Origin of the sequence: Neobacillus drentensis (assembly GCF_021560175.1) — a bacterium.
Taxonomy (GTDB): Bacteria; Bacillota; Bacilli; order Bacillales; family Cytobacillaceae; genus Neobacillus; species Neobacillus drentensis_A.
In genome coordinates, this window is the sequence record NZ_CP091110.1 from 3,049,530 (window position 1) to 3,066,505 (window position 16,976).

General features: G+C 32.1%; 9 protein-coding genes. 5 read left to right on the forward strand and 4 right to left on the reverse strand.

The genetic code is table 11. The features are described 5' to 3' along the window. Positions 1-5: 5 nt before the first annotated feature. Genes dndE through dndB form a run of 4 tightly spaced genes read right to left on the reverse strand, consistent with a single transcriptional unit; the run spans position 6 to position 5,075 of the window. On the reverse strand, positions 6-377 hold the full coding sequence (dndE, locus tag L1999_RS14210) for a DNA sulfur modification protein DndE (RefSeq protein WP_235744140.1): 372 nt from the start codon (positions 375-377) through the stop codon (positions 6-8). Next, positions 374-2,359 (reverse strand): DNA sulfur modification protein DndD, encoded by a 1,986-nt coding sequence (gene dndD / locus L1999_RS14215; RefSeq protein WP_235744141.1) that lies wholly within the window; start codon positions 2,357-2,359, stop codon positions 374-376. The genes dndE and dndD overlap by 4 nt, the downstream gene beginning before the upstream one ends. A gap of 23 nt (positions 2,360-2,382) precedes the next feature. Further along, complete coding sequence (gene dndC, locus L1999_RS14220) at positions 2,383-3,975, reverse strand: DNA phosphorothioation system sulfurtransferase DndC (protein ID WP_235744142.1); 1,593 nt, start codon at positions 3,973-3,975, stop codon at positions 2,383-2,385. A 2-nt stretch (positions 3,976-3,977) separates the two neighbouring features. Then, on the reverse strand, positions 3,978-5,075 hold the full coding sequence (gene dndB, locus L1999_RS14225) for a DNA sulfur modification protein DndB (RefSeq protein WP_235744143.1): 1,098 nt from the start codon (positions 5,073-5,075) through the stop codon (positions 3,978-3,980). A gap of 179 nt (positions 5,076-5,254) precedes the next feature. On the opposite strand from dndB, the gene dptF reads away from it, so the two are divergent. The 5 genes from dptF (at position 5,255) to L1999_RS14250 (ending at position 16,246) form a co-directional block, all read left to right on the forward strand. Beyond that, the gene (dptF, locus tag L1999_RS14230) at positions 5,255-7,033 is read left to right on the forward strand and encodes a DNA phosphorothioation-dependent restriction protein DptF (protein ID WP_235744144.1); all 1,779 of its coding nucleotides are present in this window, start codon (positions 5,255-5,257) and stop codon (positions 7,031-7,033) included. Then, complete coding sequence (dptG, locus tag L1999_RS14235) at positions 7,033-8,439, forward strand: DNA phosphorothioation-dependent restriction protein DptG (protein WP_235744145.1); 1,407 nt, start codon at positions 7,033-7,035, stop codon at positions 8,437-8,439. Before dptF ends, dptG begins: the two co-directional genes overlap by 1 nt. Next, positions 8,420-13,585, forward strand: coding sequence for a DNA phosphorothioation-dependent restriction protein DptH (gene dptH, locus L1999_RS14240; protein ID WP_235744146.1), 5,166 nt, complete (start codon positions 8,420-8,422; stop codon positions 13,583-13,585). Before dptG ends, dptH begins: the two co-directional genes overlap by 20 nt. Before the next feature lie 571 nt (positions 13,586-14,156). Beyond that, positions 14,157-15,464, forward strand: coding sequence for a hypothetical protein (locus tag L1999_RS14245; protein WP_235744147.1), 1,308 nt, complete (start codon positions 14,157-14,159; stop codon positions 15,462-15,464). A gap of 596 nt (positions 15,465-16,060) precedes the next feature. Continuing rightward, positions 16,061-16,246, forward strand: coding sequence for a hypothetical protein (locus tag L1999_RS14250; RefSeq protein WP_235744148.1), 186 nt, complete (start codon positions 16,061-16,063; stop codon positions 16,244-16,246). Positions 16,247-16,976: the final 730 nt, after the last annotated feature.

The window sequence follows — 16,976 nt, forward strand, 5'->3', positions numbered from 1 at the left end:
TTCACCTAGTTTTCCATTTTTATTAGGTTTACCAGTAGTTTTTCATAATTACCAGCATGTTTGTATTCATTTTCCAGTAAGACAATTCCTCTTTCTAAATGAGCATTAAATAGATCTGGGAAATATTCTTCATCAGAAATATTTCGCTTTGCATGTTGTCGAATAAGTGCCTTATAAATATAATCATTTTCTCCAGTCATTGCATTTCGGTGTATATCTACTCCTGATTTACTTTCCACCAGCTCAGGAGTAGAGGAGTCTTTTAATGATAGAGCAACGGCTATTCTTGATAAGATGTTCCAAGTTAAGCCGGTAGCTGCCTGAAGACTAACTAACTTTTCACCAGTTACTTTTGAGGTTTTTAAACGAAAATTCATTTTACCAACTCCATTTGTTTAAAAGGAAAATACCGATCTAAAATGTGAGTTTCTTGTTTCTCTACATTAAAGTCCAACATATATTCCTTTGCAACAACTTTTTCTATGAGTGTATAGTGCTGTTGATCAATTTCTGAATCTGTTGAAAGAATAATTGCTTGTCTACCACTATTTGGTATGAATTCTGATAACACTGCAGCTTTATGTGTTTTATCTAATCGTCCAAGTAATGTATCGAAGATAAAAGGAACTTTTCTACCAGAGCACTTAAAGATTGCCCAAATAATAGATATCAGTAAAATTTCTTTTTCTCCTGCTGATAGGGTAGATTTCTCAATTTTTTCTTTGTGTGAATCAAACAAAATTACATCGTATGACTCTGGATCAATATAAATTGATGAAACATAGTTATGCTTTCTGAAAATCCTTTTTAGCATTGTTGTAGCTTCAAACTGAACTTGTTGGAGCTTCTTTTTCAATTGGATTTCTCTAAATCGTCTACTTAAAGTAATGATTTTTTGTGACTCAAGGAATGAACTCTTCGTTTTATCATTATCTTTAAGAGAAGATTGAATCTTATTTATAGCACTTATGATGGATTCGACGTCATTCTTCCATTCTTGAAGTTGTCCTTCGTGTTCTTGTATTTCTTGGTCTAATTTAATGATGGTTTGTTGAATATTCTCCATTTGATGAATCATATCGCTAAATTCGTTGGTACTATCATTGATGGTAAGCTTTTCCCGTAGTTCCTGTTGGTGAATAAGTTTAGATCTGTTCTCTTCAATAATACTTAAACATTCATCTTTAGCATTACTTGAAACCTTAAGAAAAGCATTTTCAATTAAACTACTTTCTGAGAAAGAGGCACCATGAATTTGGTCAATAGTGACTTCAGGTTTAACCAAGTTTAATAATTTTTCTTTTAATAAATTGCCTATATTCGGCTCATACGTACCTAATACAGAGCTGAGTATATCAGTCATGTTGTCGTCATTGAGTTTTAGATTAAGCTGTTTAGATAGTTGCATGGATTCTTCATTTTGAATCTGTTCTCTAGTTTCAGTGAGTAGGTTTTTAGATAAATATAAAGGAAGAAGATTGGAAACAAATTCTTTAATATTCTCCATATTTTGTTTTCTGTGTGCTTCAATTAGATTCATTTCTCTAATTATGTTTTCGCGTTCAGACTTAACTAGACCGCCATAATTTTCAAAGTCATATTTTAACCTTTGGTAATCATCATTCAGTTTTTCTCTTGTTAAAGCAAGCTCTTTTTCCTTTTCGATTGCTGCTCCAATTTTTGCCCTAAGATCTTTTTCACTTTGATTTAACGTGTAAAGTTCTTTCTCTAAAGATTCCATTTTCTCGAAGTCCAGTGATTGATTTGAGTAGTTTTCCAGATCATCTTCAAGTTTTTCGAATAAATCAAGGTTAAATACGACCCTGGATAAATTGTTTAAATACTCAGAAAGGAGGTCTTTATTAACAATCCTTGCAATCTCTTCACCATCAAACAGGCATAGGTCTAATAGCTGAGGAGGCATAACTTCTTTTAATTTAGATTGGAATAGATCTTTTTCCTGATCTGTTAGATGTTTACCATTGGCTATTAATTCAAAAGACTCTTTTAAACTCTGATTTGTAAATTTCCAGTAACGATATAATATATAGTCAATTTTCTCAAAATCATCAACTAATGAAAATTCGAGTTTTATTCTAAAATTATTTTCACCGAGTCTCTTTGCACCATGATTAAGCATGCTTTGGACTCTTTTGTAGTATTCAGCATTCTCTGTCTTAAATCCATATCCGTATGAACCGAATAACCCAAGTTTTATAGCGTTTAATAATGTGGTTTTTCCAGCCCCGTTTTCTCCGCCGATTAAAATAACATTTTTACCGTTCTCTGGACGGAAATCAAAGGAATTACTCCCTCTATATGCACCAATATTGGTTAATTGGATTTCATTTATAATCATTCTAAAACCTCATTTTCTACTATTTATAAATGTAGATAGTCTTGCTTTAAAGCTTTACCAATTTCGTCCATTAGTCCTCTTCTGACTTTGTAACCAGAGTAGTCTTTTTCAATTGAAATTAATTTTTTGATAACTTTAATATCTACCTTAAATTGGTCAGCAAGTAAATCAAGGTCGGAAATTTGTTCCTTATCGAAGAGGGGACGGTCGTCCATTTCCCAATCTAAAGAGTAACCCATAATTTCGTTAAAGAGGCCAGGAATCTGATCTTCCCAGTCACCGTTTTTAAACCAGATTTTCCGTATCGCTTTTAATTCTTCCATACTAATCAACTCATAATGTGGATCTTCAGGATGCTTAAGATCTCTTTGGACTTCTAAAAGCTTTATTAGTATTTCCTTACGAGCTTCCATTGTATAAGGTCCTAAACCAAGTTGAGCATATTTTTTTATGACCTGACCTTCTAGCGTTTTCTCATCATATGAAACTAATATTTTGTGATCTTCAGGAGAACTTAAATCAATATTATTTCTTGTAATATAATCATTTAATTCTTCTTTTGGAACTTTAGTAAACTCATCAAAATCAATAAGTTGTTTAGCCCTACTTGCTTTTTTCGGAATAAGTACTTTTTTTACTCCATCAATTTCTTCAATTTTAACTTCTTTATAATAGACCTGGCCGTGCTTTCTATATTTCATTCTCTTAGTGCGGTCATCACGGATGGTCGTTAGCCAATTTCTAAAATCTAAGAGTGGTTTCATCCAGTCATGTCCACTAGCAATAAATCCTGTTAATGCTTTATCTTCATTAACAACTGTACATACCCAACAGCCAAATCGACTATTACCACATGAACCGGCACTTTCTTTTATATTTTTATCAATGACTAAAGGACATTCACCACTGTTTGAATCTTGGTAAAGTCTATGAAGCTCCTTGTTGTCATCTCCCCAAGGAGAATCATGATTTAATAGATAGTCCCAAACATCATCAAGTGTAAAGTTCCGAATTGGTGCATACACATAAGCATTTGATAGGGTAGAGTGCCTCATAAATGTTTTTCCATCAACTGAGTGTGAACGAATAACATTTCCGCGTGTCTGACTTTCATCTTCACGAACTCCCAATACCATGATTACTTCACCGAAAGAAGACACTTTATCCATTATAAATTGATTTGCAGGATCGATTTTAAGTCTATCAGTGCACCATCTAAATTGCTGATTAGGGGTAGGATAACCTTTACCGATAATATTTACCCAAAAAGAGTTTGCATAGACCGGTTTAACTTTATGTGTTTCAATTGGAAGATCCCTTTTTAATGCTTCATCTTGTATTCTTCTAAGTGTTTGATTAATAGAATTAATGATTAACGGTGTTTCAACTAATGTATCAGAAGAAATTACATATACTTTTTTATGTAATTCTTCTTTTGGCATATCATTTAAAGCCTCAAAAACTAATTGAACAACTACAGTAGAATCTTTACCACCACTATAGCCAACCACCCAAGGACGATCATCTTCTTTATATGCCTTTTTTATATTTTCTTTTGCTTCATCAACAAAAGGCATTTGACCTGATATTGCGTTACTAATAATGCCGAAATTCATAATTAAACTACTCCTTGGAAAAATTTATTCTCTAACGTTTGTTCACTTTCAGTGATCGGAAGATTGATTAATTGCTTGATTTTTATCGCAGTTAACTGAATAGTGTAGGATGTTTTTTGAATCCTTCCATTTTGATTAAAGGCTCTACCTAGCCAGTCATCCGTGTTGCTTCTGTGCCAGTCAATTTTTGACAGACTATTAATATATGAAATCCAGTCATTCTCATTGTAAAGAAGAAGGTAGTGACCTACGAGTCCAATTGCCTCCAAGAAAACTCCGTGTCCAACAATAAAATGTGTTCTTAAATCACGTGGATTTAACTCCTTTTTAAAAACCAAATTCCATTCTACAATAGAATCACATAAAACAGACCAAAATTGCCTTAAAAACTTTTCCTCAACATCAGTGATGGATTCACCTTTACTTTTACCTAATAATTTAAGATTTGTATTATAAATATGGTTTAAAGCTAGTATTTTTGGTGAGTTTTTTGATAGTGAGACTCGTTCTTTATCAGTGTAACGACTTAATAAAGGAGTAGTTGATATAATATCTTTTGTTACCATTGATATTTGGTCACGGTGGTCATATAAAATGCCAATAGAAGATGTTGTGTTAACAGCATGTCGATTTAAATCTGAGAAAATTTGCTGTGATTTCTTAAGTCCTTCATCATGAAAGAAAACTACCGATATGGTTTCATTTCCAAGTTCAGGAGATATTTTTAAAGCTTCTTCTATTGCTGCACGTCGATGTTGCCCGTCATTTATTAGAAATCTGGCATCTAATGCTATAATTAACTGTCCTAAATCCTTAGATGAAGGCTCAGAATTAAAAGGAATAAACTCTACTTCTCCATCAACAGAAGCAGTTATGGAAGAGAATACATAATCATTTTGATTTTCTACAATATAATTTGTCATCTCAGGTATTCTTGCTTTATTTAATATTCTTTGAGCTCGGTGTTCAGGTGGAATCTCTTCCTCGTCAAAAAGAAAGATTCTTGGAATAATACGTAAGGGACACATTGCCACAAAATATGATTTTCCAGCTTGTACCCCTCTAATAGCAGGGAAATTGTAACTAAACGTAGCGTCCATAACCATCCTCCATTTTACGTACGTAATTTATAAAATAATTATAAACCGGAGACCGAAATTACACAAGAAATAAGACGAACCTTTATTCGGTTTTTGGGATATTGTAGATTTATTTTATTTAAACTATGGTAAAATAAGTATATAAAAGAAATAAATGAGAACATCGAAGGGGATAATCAATGGAACAAACATATAAATGTCTAATATCAGAATTAGCTCGATTAAAACAATCATCTAAAGAGGCTGTTGAAAATATCGAGGATTTTAATAATTTTAAAAAATACATGCATGTAGAGAGACCATATGAGAAGGAACTAAAGGTAATACTTGAAGAAATTAAAACGCAAGAGAAGCCTCATTTAGTCCTTGTTTGTGGGAGTGTTGGGGACGGTAAATCACATCTTATATCCTATTTGCGTGCTGAGCATCAAGAGCTGTTCTCAAATATAAAAATACATAATGATGCTACAGAAAGCTTTTCACCAAACGAAACATCAATTGATACTTTGAGAAAACAACTAGTAAATTTTAGTGATAACGCCCTTATTTCAAATACAATTATAGAAGGCCAGCATTTAGTAATTGCAATTAACCTCGGAACGTTAAGCAATTTTTTAAATTCTAAATATCAAAATGAATTTACAAAACTGAAGAAATTTGTTCATGAGCACAAAATTATTGATGAAGAGCAATCTGATTACGAAAATAACTATAGTCTTCCATTTCGCTTTATCAATTTGAGTGACTATCATCTTTATGAATTAACTTCAGAAGGTGTCCAATCCTCTTTACAGGAAAAATTGCTAAAAAAGATAAGTGAAAATAATGAAAATAATCCTTTCTTTCGCACATATTCTTCACATTGTCAAAGTAATTGTCCTGTGAGCGATACTTGTCCTGTAAAGAAAAATTACGAGTTGTTATTTAATCAAAGAGTGCGAAGCGTAATCATTAAACAATTAGCGGAACTAAATATTAAATATAAAGTCATAATATCCACTCGAACTTATTTTGATTTTATTTATCATATCCTCGTCGATGATCAGTTGGATTTGATTAGTAACTCAAATAAGATTACAGAGATAATAGGTGAATTTAAACAGGCTGACTTTCTCAGTGCCTTATTACCAAATAGATTTTATGATTATAGTGAAAAAACAGAGCTATTTAGGGAAATAAAAAAGTTTGAGCCTGGCACGAATCGTTCAGACAAATTAGATCAATTAATCATTACTTTTTTTAATACAGATAATTTAATGGAGATTTTTAAAGATTATCTCTCGCAAGAAATAATTGAAGAATTTAATCTAAAACAAATGCTCAATACTGGAATATCACTCGAATTAAAAAAACAACTTTTTACAACTCTAATCCGCACAAATAAATTTATTCCTTTGAACGAGGAAAATGAAATTATGAATGAAGATACAGTATATGAAAAATTTGTTAAATACCTATTCTCTTGGAACATCAATGATATAAGAAATATTCGTCATCTCTATCAGGATGTAATAAAAAGTATCTATCTTTGGAATGGTTTTGCTGAAAAAGGAAGCATAAACATTTTCTTAGGAAAGAATCAAGTGAAATTTCGGATTAGTGAAACGCTTAATCTAATTTCCCATTTCAATGTAAAAGAAATAAAAAGTGAGGACAAGTTGGAGCGGTTCTTAACCAATATGACTATGGAATTTGAAATAGAAAATAAGGATGTCTTTCATTCCTTAAATATTGATTATCATTTATTTAATTTAATTCAGAAGATTAAAGATGGTTATAGCCCAAACAGTCAAGATAAAAATAATTTTGTAAGCTTTGTCGACTTTATCCAAAAGGTAATTAAGGATGGATCACAAAAGAAATCAATTCAGATTAGAAATAAGGTTGGGAAAAAAATTAAAGAATATAAACTATCAGTTGATCAATTTGGATACTATGAGTTTAAGGAGAATTCATGATGAGGGCAGAATTAAACAGGGCTTCTTTAGAGGATGAATTTAAGGTAAGTGATGATGTAAGTAAAAAAGTAAGGTTCACCCATTCATCGGGAAGCAGCAAAAATAGTAGAATTCGCTTCTTACCTTATTCAGCTAGTAAGAATACTATTGATGACTTTCATTCCGTTATTGGAAATTTTTCTAGGTATATTAGTCAAAAGAAATATGAGTCATTTGATAAAGAGGCATTTTTAAATAACATAAAAAACAAAGTAGAATCAACTAAAAAATATCAATTAGAAAAGATAATAAATGAAATGTTTTTTGATGATAATGGTCAATTGGTTTTATCCCATCCCGTTTTTTTTAACTTTCTATCTAAAGGAGGATCCAATGAGTCAAAGGTTGCCAATTTTTTAGGGAGTGTTCTAAGTACTAAAAAGGTTCAATTAGCTGTGAAAGAAGTTTATGAGAAAAAGCCAGATAACGTATTGCTAGCTCTATTATTTGACTCACTGCCAAAATTAAAAGATCAAATAGAAATAAACGAAGACTATTACTGCATGTTCCCGGAAATAAGACAATGTTTTGAAGAGGATTTTTTGTTTTTATTAGAAAGAGAAGATTTATTAATTATTCATTTTTCTCAGTTTGTTACGTTTTATTATTTCTTCTATGTTACTCAGTTTATTGTTAAAGTTGACAAAATGTTTGAATTTAACGAGGAAGGGATACTTCCTATTTACTTTAACGTTGATTGGGAATCCCGCTCAAGTACTAGGGATAGTTATAAAATGGGATGGAAAATGATCTCTTCGAAGATTCCCAAATTGTTTGCTCATATTAATTGTTTAGTCATGTTAAATCATATTAACAATGAAAAGTATGAAAATCTCACTTATAAACGTTTTATAGATCTTGTCTTTGAAATGAACGAGGAAGAAAAGAAAGATTTACAGCACCAAATTCTCCAATTAAACAGAGATTATCAAAGCTATTTAGGGGATGTAGATTGGAGCAGGAAAAATAATGTCCCCTTTATTAGTGGAGAACAGGAAATATTCACCAGTGTTCGAGAGCTTCAGCATAGTATTGCTTATCAATTCCAGACAACTGGTCGCAAAAAACCATCGACTATGTATTATGAAGGTTATGAAGAATTAGCAAAGAATTACTATTTAAAACGGAGCGGGTCGTTAGGTTATACTCTGAATCTCACTCAACAGGACATTGTTTTCTTAACTAAGTTATGTATTAAGAAAAACCAAAAAATTTCATTAAATGTTCTTTTTAAGGAATTAGAGAAACGCGGGGTGTTCTTTGACCGCGACTCAAAGAAGCAAGTTACTCTTTTATATTCAAGGTTAAACTTACTTGAGAAAAAATCAGATAGTGGTGATGCACAATATGTCAAATACATTTTATAAATTTATCGCTCTTCAAATTATTAACTATTTCCGGGAGGTTACAATTCAACCGGGTGATAAATACCATGTACAGTTTGAAAAATTGGAAGAGGTATCAACTTTAATTGAAACTATAAAAATCGAAGCTAATAACTTAGATATATATAATGACTTTATATGGCCAAACCCATTGGGAAAACGGTACGAGAGCTTTATTCTGACATTTGGGGAAAAAGAAATCCTTATTGCGGGAACCGATGGGGGAGTTACTGAGGACTTTTTAATCAAGCTCAGAAACACAGTAGGAACAACCGAATCTAACTTTGAAAACAAAGCAATCCTTTTTGTACACCATACAACACTTGATAGTATCGTTGGTGGATCTGTAGGTCTGCAAAACAATGGGATGCCATTATCATTTCAAGCAGTTAGAAACCATATAAGCGATACTCTCGAAAATTCAGATTTAAACGATGAAACAAAAACGGTATTAAGTTACGTTTTAGAGAAAAAGGAAGTAAAGGATCTGACTGAAGCGAATAAATCTTTTTTTGAATTTGAAGATATCCTATCAGCAATAAATGAAAATATTAAACCTGACGATTATCCGTCTCTCGGGCTTTTTTATGATTCAGAGTTATCAACAATTCATGACAAAGTGATCCGGGAGAAAAGATTAAACAATAATCATGAATTTTTCAGTATGATAGAAGACGCATTTAGTTATGGTGATCCTGAGTCAGATTTAGACAAGCATTTTGATGAAGCTGGTGTCAAAGAAATATTAGACAATGATTGGAAAACACTTGGATATCAGTTTATTAAAAACTCAAACGAAAATGTTATAGATGTTTCTCCTCCCTCTTACATAGAGGAAAATATTAAAGAAACAAATGAGGGTCTTATATATTGGGACCGTCCCGAAGGTGAAACCAAAACAAAGGCTCGAAAACGTCATATCATTATCTTTAACCCTTATAATGAGGATCAAATCACATTTGAATTAAGGTTTGATAAATTTCTTAAAAAGGAATTTTTGAAAAATTTAGTTGGCCAAGCTGCTACCGTCTCAAAAAAACGAATCATGTTTACCCACACCTTCGAAACAGGGAAACTAAATTTTCTGAGATTTAGATATAAACAAGATAATGCCACTTTTGATTTTAAAGTTGTAATTATACCATTATCCGAGTCATATTTTACAGGAATTAAGACAAACTTTGAGGTCGAACCAAAGAGGAAAGAAAGTGCAATAAAAATATTAACATCGGGGAAAGAGATTGTATTTCAAGAAAAACAGGATTTTAATACAGTTAAAATTGATTTAGAGCAACAATCAAGAATCGCTGTATCAAAAGAGGATACTGTAATTGTAAATGAAGCAGACGAATATATCCAAAATCAAGGTGGTGAAGTTCAAATACTCTTAAATTTAGAAGACTTGGAGTTGTCTTTAAAATTTGTTTCAGAGTCACCCAAATTACAATATATTGATGGCATGACCATTTATAAACTAAAAAGAGAAAAAGAGCAAAGTTTTACTTTTAAGGATGAAAATAGAGTCGTTCAAGGAACTCAAGAATCAATGATTAAAGATGAACAATTCTTAGAAAATCTAATGTTAGAATCTTTTTTTGTTGAGAATGGATCACTTGCATTAGACTATGATGGGCATCATGTAACTTTTCGGGAAATTCAAGTACCAGAAAATCTTTATCAGGTTTATAAAGAGTATGTAGATTACTTTCGAGCGAAAGGTATTTTACCAAGCTTAGCATTCTGGGATAATGAGCTATTAATTCTAGCTAAGCGATATATAGATGAGTTTGTTAGTTGTATTGAAGATATTGAAGATGGTGCAACACTTTCAAAACACCAAAAAGAGATCGTATATCTGGGTTCAGTAACTAGAGATGAAGAATATCCTGTTTTAATGTATTCTCCTCTTCATCCGATAAATGTTGCTTATCAGTATTCTTTTATTAAGATTGTAGGTAACGAGGAAATCCCTAGGGAGATTTTAGAAAGATTAGATTCTAAAAATCTAAACCCGTACGTCTTTTTTAACAGTGAAATATTCAAACCGATCGATCAAATACATTCACCGGAATGGACTTTGTATCATCATTATAAGAATGCTAGATATAATTTATCAGACAGCTTTGTTTCCAAATTAGTTGCTGACAAGCTTTTGGAATTCACAAAACATTACAGTTATCTATTCGAACTTAATAATAGAGCTCCAATTAAGCTAAACTTGGTTAACTTAGGTGATTCAAAAGAAGTATTACAAGGTATTTTTGGTTACTATTTGGCTCAAGTAAAAAAAGGCGTTAAATTAGAAGAACTCTTACCTATTGATTTAATGATTTATGGGGACGTAGAAGCAATTAATGCATTTGAGGAGCTCTCATTTTATTCAAGGTACGAGGAAATTGAATCAACTTTTGGTCTTAGTTTAAATACTGATAAATTTAGTAAGGATGAGTTGTTAAATGCCTTTCGTCAAAAAGTTCACTTTTATAAACAAAGTTCGAGTTCTGAGCTGTTTGAATACGCCCATATAACTTTCTATGAGATGGATCAAATGGTTGATGAAACATTGGACCAAATGAGCAAAATTGATACTGGTTTGTCGTTAGGAGGACTCTTTTCATCCATAACATCTTCATTTATTGGTGATTCTTATCGGACTGGGTTTGGGACTAAATATATAAATCAAACAACGGATTTAATAAAGTTTTCTAAGTTGTATAATAGTTTAACCTTAGCCTCAGGGAGACAAAACCCTTATGAATTCGGAAAAACCATTGTCACTGCTTTTTCAAGTAAAGGCTTTAATAAATTAAATAAAATATACGAATCATCTTACTGGGTAACCTTTGTGGAACCTAAATTTGATTTGAGTTTTGTGACAGATACGGCTGATAAGGAAGATTTATTAGTACTGCATTATAGCGATCAATATACACCTTCAAAAAGCTACGATAGTATAACGGTAACTCAAAAAACTGACCAGTTTAAGATGATCATTGAGGAGTTTCTTAATAAGCATTTAGCTAGTGTTGATCCTGATAGCACAAAAAGGATTGTAAATTTGTTCAATAGTTTAAATGGTGAATGGCTACTTCGAATGATTGGTTCTAATTCACAGCTACCAAGAGAAAAAATGAGTATCCTATCAGCTGTGAAATTTAGTCTTTCATTTTTCGCTCATCCCGACATTGTATGGATTCCATTATCACTTGAAGAAATACTTCGGGTATCTGGATCTGTTGGTCTTTCCCAAAAAGATAGTCTATTTTCATCAAAGAACTTAGGCATAACCGGCTCTCAAAGTGATGATCTGTTATTAGTAGGGATAGAAACAAGTCAAGATCAAGTTAAAGTACATTACTATCCAATTGAAGTCAAGATTGGGAAAAACAAATCAAATGTTATCGAGAAAGCCAAAAATCAAGTAAAAGCAACTAGTGATATAATTATTGATAAATTAACTGCTGAAAATTTTACAAGTACTGTCTATAAAGACTTTTTGATTAACCTGGCAATTGTGAATGCTAAAAAAATGAAATTATATAACATATGGCCTGAACATAATTGGGATGCAGTTCTTAATGAGAGGGTATTGGGAGATTTACTGAACAATAACTATTTTATTGAAGATTCATTAATACCATTTATAGGTTCAGGTGGGATTATCTCTTTTGGTGAGAAGAATTACTTTAGAAGCGTGGAACTAAGTAACGAGGGGATTTTGAATCTATCATTACCAGAGAAAGACGGTTATGAATTCTTAGTAATAGAACAAAATGATTTATTCAGTAGAATTCAAAATTCAAATGGAGACCTTTCAAAGGGAAAATTGCTTTGGAATTTATATAAGCAGGAACTTGAAGGTGCTCAACAGCCTATCAGCGATGAAGATGATGAAGATACAGATACAGCTACAGTTAATCCAGTTCCAACTGTCCCACAGGATGGTGATAAACATTCAATTGATCAAGTTATCGCTGATGAACCAATGAAAATTCAGTTTGGACAATCACTTGAAAATGGTCAAAAATTATTCTGGTACCCAACTACAACAAGCAAAATAATGCATACGAATACTGGTATAATTGGAACAATGGGTACAGGTAAAACCCAGTTTACAAAGTCATTTATTAAACAACTCCACGATGAGAGTGTTCATAATGTGAATGGAACACCAATCGGTTTTTTAATTTTTGACTATAAGGGAGATTATATAAAAGACGACTTCGTTAGAGCAACCAATGCAAAGGTCTACGATCCATATCATTTGCCATTTAATCCATTGGCTCTATACCAAGGAAAAACCTTTAAGCCACTTCTTCCTTTGCATACAGCTAGTACCATCAAAGAAACGATTTCGACTGCATTCGGTTTAGGTGTAAAGCAGAAACAGTTCTTAAATGATCTAATTCTTGAAGCGTATGAATCAAAAGGAATTCAAAAAGCAAATAAAAATACATGGGATATGACCCCACCGACACTTCATGATGTCTACAGAAAATTCACTGAAAATGAAGATGCAAAGGAAGATAGTTTGTATGCTGCATTAAAACAAATTGTTGATTTTGAGCTATTTTCACCATATAGCGAAGAGACCATGCCTTTATTCGATTTAATTGAAGGAATCGCTGTAATAAATCTTGCAGGATATGACCCTAGTGTTCAGAATTTATTGGTTGGAATTACTCTAGACAGTTTTTATTCGCAGATGCTTACCAAAGGGCACAGTGCTATTAATGAAGATTTTCGAGAATTAACAAAAATGATCTTAGTGGATGAAGCGGATAATTTCTTGAGTAAAGATTTTGCTTCACTAAAAAAAATTATGAAAGAGGGCCGTGAATTTGGTGTTGGAACAATTTTATCTACACAATTTATGAGCCATTTTGCCACTGCGGATAATGATTATTCACAATACATTCTGACTTGGGTTGTTCACAATGTTTCTGAATTGAAGAAAAAGGAAGTTCAAAGTATTTTCAATACAGAATCACAACAAGAAAATGAACAACTAACAAACAGGATTCGAGCATTAAAGAAACACCAAAGTCTTGTAACTGCTGTTTCCAATAATAAATATGACGTAATGGAAGACAAAGCTTTTTGGCAACTTTTGGCTGAAAGAAAATAATTTAAGAATTTTTCAAAAAAAGTAAGAGGGTAAGTGGACCTCTTACTTTTTTGAATATTTACTCAAAGTCAAGTAAATTCCTCCGTTCGATGCATAATGTTACTGATTCCCATTAATGACAGGAAGTTGGTGGAGTTTAAGGCTTGTTAATTATAAGGAAACTTTAAGATACTACTATCTCCACAATAGATGGGGGTCCAAAATGGAAATACCTAGTTAAGAATCTTTTTTTGCTCCTGTTCCATTTGTATCAGTAACAATAGAGTAACAGTTATTCAAATGTACTTGTGATTTTTGCGTATTTCATTTCAATCGGATATTGGCAGAAAAATGAGGTGGAGACGGTAGTATTGATGTCAAAGGTTGATAAATATAGGCGACAATAGGCCCGTAAATAAAGGTTTTTCAGAAGACCATGGTCGGTTGGGACAACTGCCCGGACTGATTGCTGTTCTAATTTTTAATCTATGGAAACACGTCAAAGGGCAAAAATACCTAGGGGGTGGTTACCTGATTTGATAACAGTAGGTTGAGTGAGTGATTTGTTGACAAAATTTTAGGAGGATACTTCATGGATAATGAAAAAAATACAGAGCTAAGTCAGAATGTAAATAACGACGAGCTTCAAGAGCATATGAATAATACCTTTGGTATCGAATTTTTCGTTAATGAGTTGTTGCCTGCAGATTTAGAAAATCAAGGATATTGGAGAATGGCCTTAGACCAGGTTAAGTATGTGGAACCATTACTTCAACTTGCACCACAACTTTTAGTAGATAAAATATATAAAGGTGCAGTTGAGAAGGCCTTTAAAGCAGCGACAGAAAACTCTTATAAATGCCTTTTAAATCCATCAATGCATCTGGCGACAATAAAAGGGACAACAGATGTGTTTATTGGAACTGGCCTCGATAATGCTACAAACAAGGTGAAAGGACAAGCACGGTGGTTAAAAAATGATGCGTTTTTATCTATCTCTAATACAGCGCAGGTTGTCTCTAATGCATTTAATGCTTTATCAACTGTGACTGGACAGTATTTTATGGCACAAGTCAATGAGAATCTTTTAGATATCAAAGGTGGAATTGATGATATAAAACAGTATATTGATGCTGTTAATCAAAGTGAACTAGAGACAGCACTTCAAGAGTTATATGAGATTATTGAACATATACGCTTCATAATGAATGACTCAGAAAGAGTCCGTACAACACTTATTCAAATTAATGGTATACGAACAGTTGCTAAAAAAAACATCAATTTATACAAAAAGCAGATTGAAAAAATAATAGAGCGAGAATCAGAATCTTTTAAATCTGACAAGGAAACAGTGATAACAAATAACATAAAAGAACTGAGAAATAATATGGTTCAATATCATTACGCTGTTTATCTATGTAACTTAGCTCAGATACTTATAATAAACTTAAACAATATTATAGATGTTGAAGAATTGAGCCTCTACCGTAACGAGATTAGCGATATAGTAAATCAGTATAAAGGCTTATTTGATAAAGCAACTAAATGGACTAAGCATTATATTGATGAAACAAACTCACTTAACAAGGTAAGTAAGAAACAGAAAGTTCTTACGTTTGGAAGTGGAATTTTAGGTGATGTTCTTGGCCGTAAAATTGGTAATTACGAATTAGCTGGACAAACAAAAGCACAGGTCAATGATTGGTTTGACTATAAAAGGAACAAGAAAAAAGAAGCCCATATTCTTAGTAATAAAGAGTTTCAAAGGCAAATGAATGATTTGGTATTGATTGATTCTTCTATTTCCGTAATGGATAGATATATTGATATGACTCTTAAAAAAGCAGAAATTGTTTCTATTGAGGGTGAATGCTATATCAAATATATTGAAGAGGAATAAAGCTATACATATAAAAAATTTAGGCAGTCATTATCCGGCTTATATTTGCTACTATTAAATTCGACAGGAGGCAATGTATCTGCGATCACCACTCAAGTCATTTGGAGTGTTGTTCACTACTACTATTAAAAGACTTAAAAAAAATTATCATTGAGATTAATTCTTGAAAGAATTGATGAAAAAGACTTCCAAAAGTTTATTGAGATATACCAAAAAAGGAGTCAAATTTAATATCATTTTCAACAGAATTTTTTTGGGAAATGGCTAGTTTAGGGATGGATTCAGGATACCATGGAAAAAACAATGAGATGGAGGTACGTAAGATCCAATCAAAACATTTTTATATGCTTTCACTGTTCGGTCTACAAGGTGGAACAGTTTATAGTGAGTATATCGCTGCTTCAAACAGAATATTTAAAAAGGCTTATAGGTTAGGTAGAGAGAGTCAAATGTAGCTGTAGAAGACTCGGTGTAATATTATTTCGTGAAAATAATAAAGGAGCGATTAATCTTGGCAGCAGATTATATATAGTGCATTTTATAAGGGACATAAAATTGTATAAAATGGTGACTTTGTATTTCTTGTTGATGGAAAAGTGCAAGATAAAAAATCAAGCACCCATATTATTTTAAACGGTGAAGCGACATTAAAAGGTAGTTTAAAACTGAGGAATGGGACAACCGCCAAAGTAGAGTTAAAATATTCTACTACTTTCGCAATCTATAATGTTGTAATGCTCTATATAGACGGTGTTTATGTTGATGGAGTTAAAGGAATTTAATTATCTAAAAATATGAATAATAGACAAATACAGTTGTAACGCTCTAAAAGACTTCGATACGATTTAAGGATAAAACGCACAATTTCATCCTTTCAAGAAATGTGACCATCATAATGATGGTCTATTTATATTTTTAACCAACTGTATATAAACGCAAATTCCATAAATGACAATAAATTACCAATGAATGAACATTAGCCATGCCTTACAATTATCATAAGGTGTGTTAAATGTTTGTATCACCCATGTTATTATACAAATTAGACAAAGGAACTGTAATTTTTTAAACGAGGAGGAATTTTAAAATTAGTGATTTCTTAGCTGTCCTATGTATATTCCTTGTGATTATTATTATTGTGATTATTATACGACTTCCTTTGGCACTCATAACCTATTTGGTAGAGCGTTTGTTTTTCCGAAATCCAAAACCTTTTATCGATCATTTGTTTGACACAGATTATCCAAAGCCAAAAGAAATAAAACAAATTAAACCAGTTACAGCCAGGAAAAAGAAATCCTCTTCTTATAAAGTTAGTAAGTCGTTGGGTAAAGGGCTTGTCAAAATGATTAGACGTTCAATTAGGGAACATGACAGAATGTATAATCCATCCCGTAAATATAGAAAAAATCGATATTATAGATAACTTAAATTTCGGCTTATGTCGCAACCACATAAGCCTTCCTTGGCGAAAGTTGATGGGGAAATGACAAAAAAAACCGTTATTTGTAG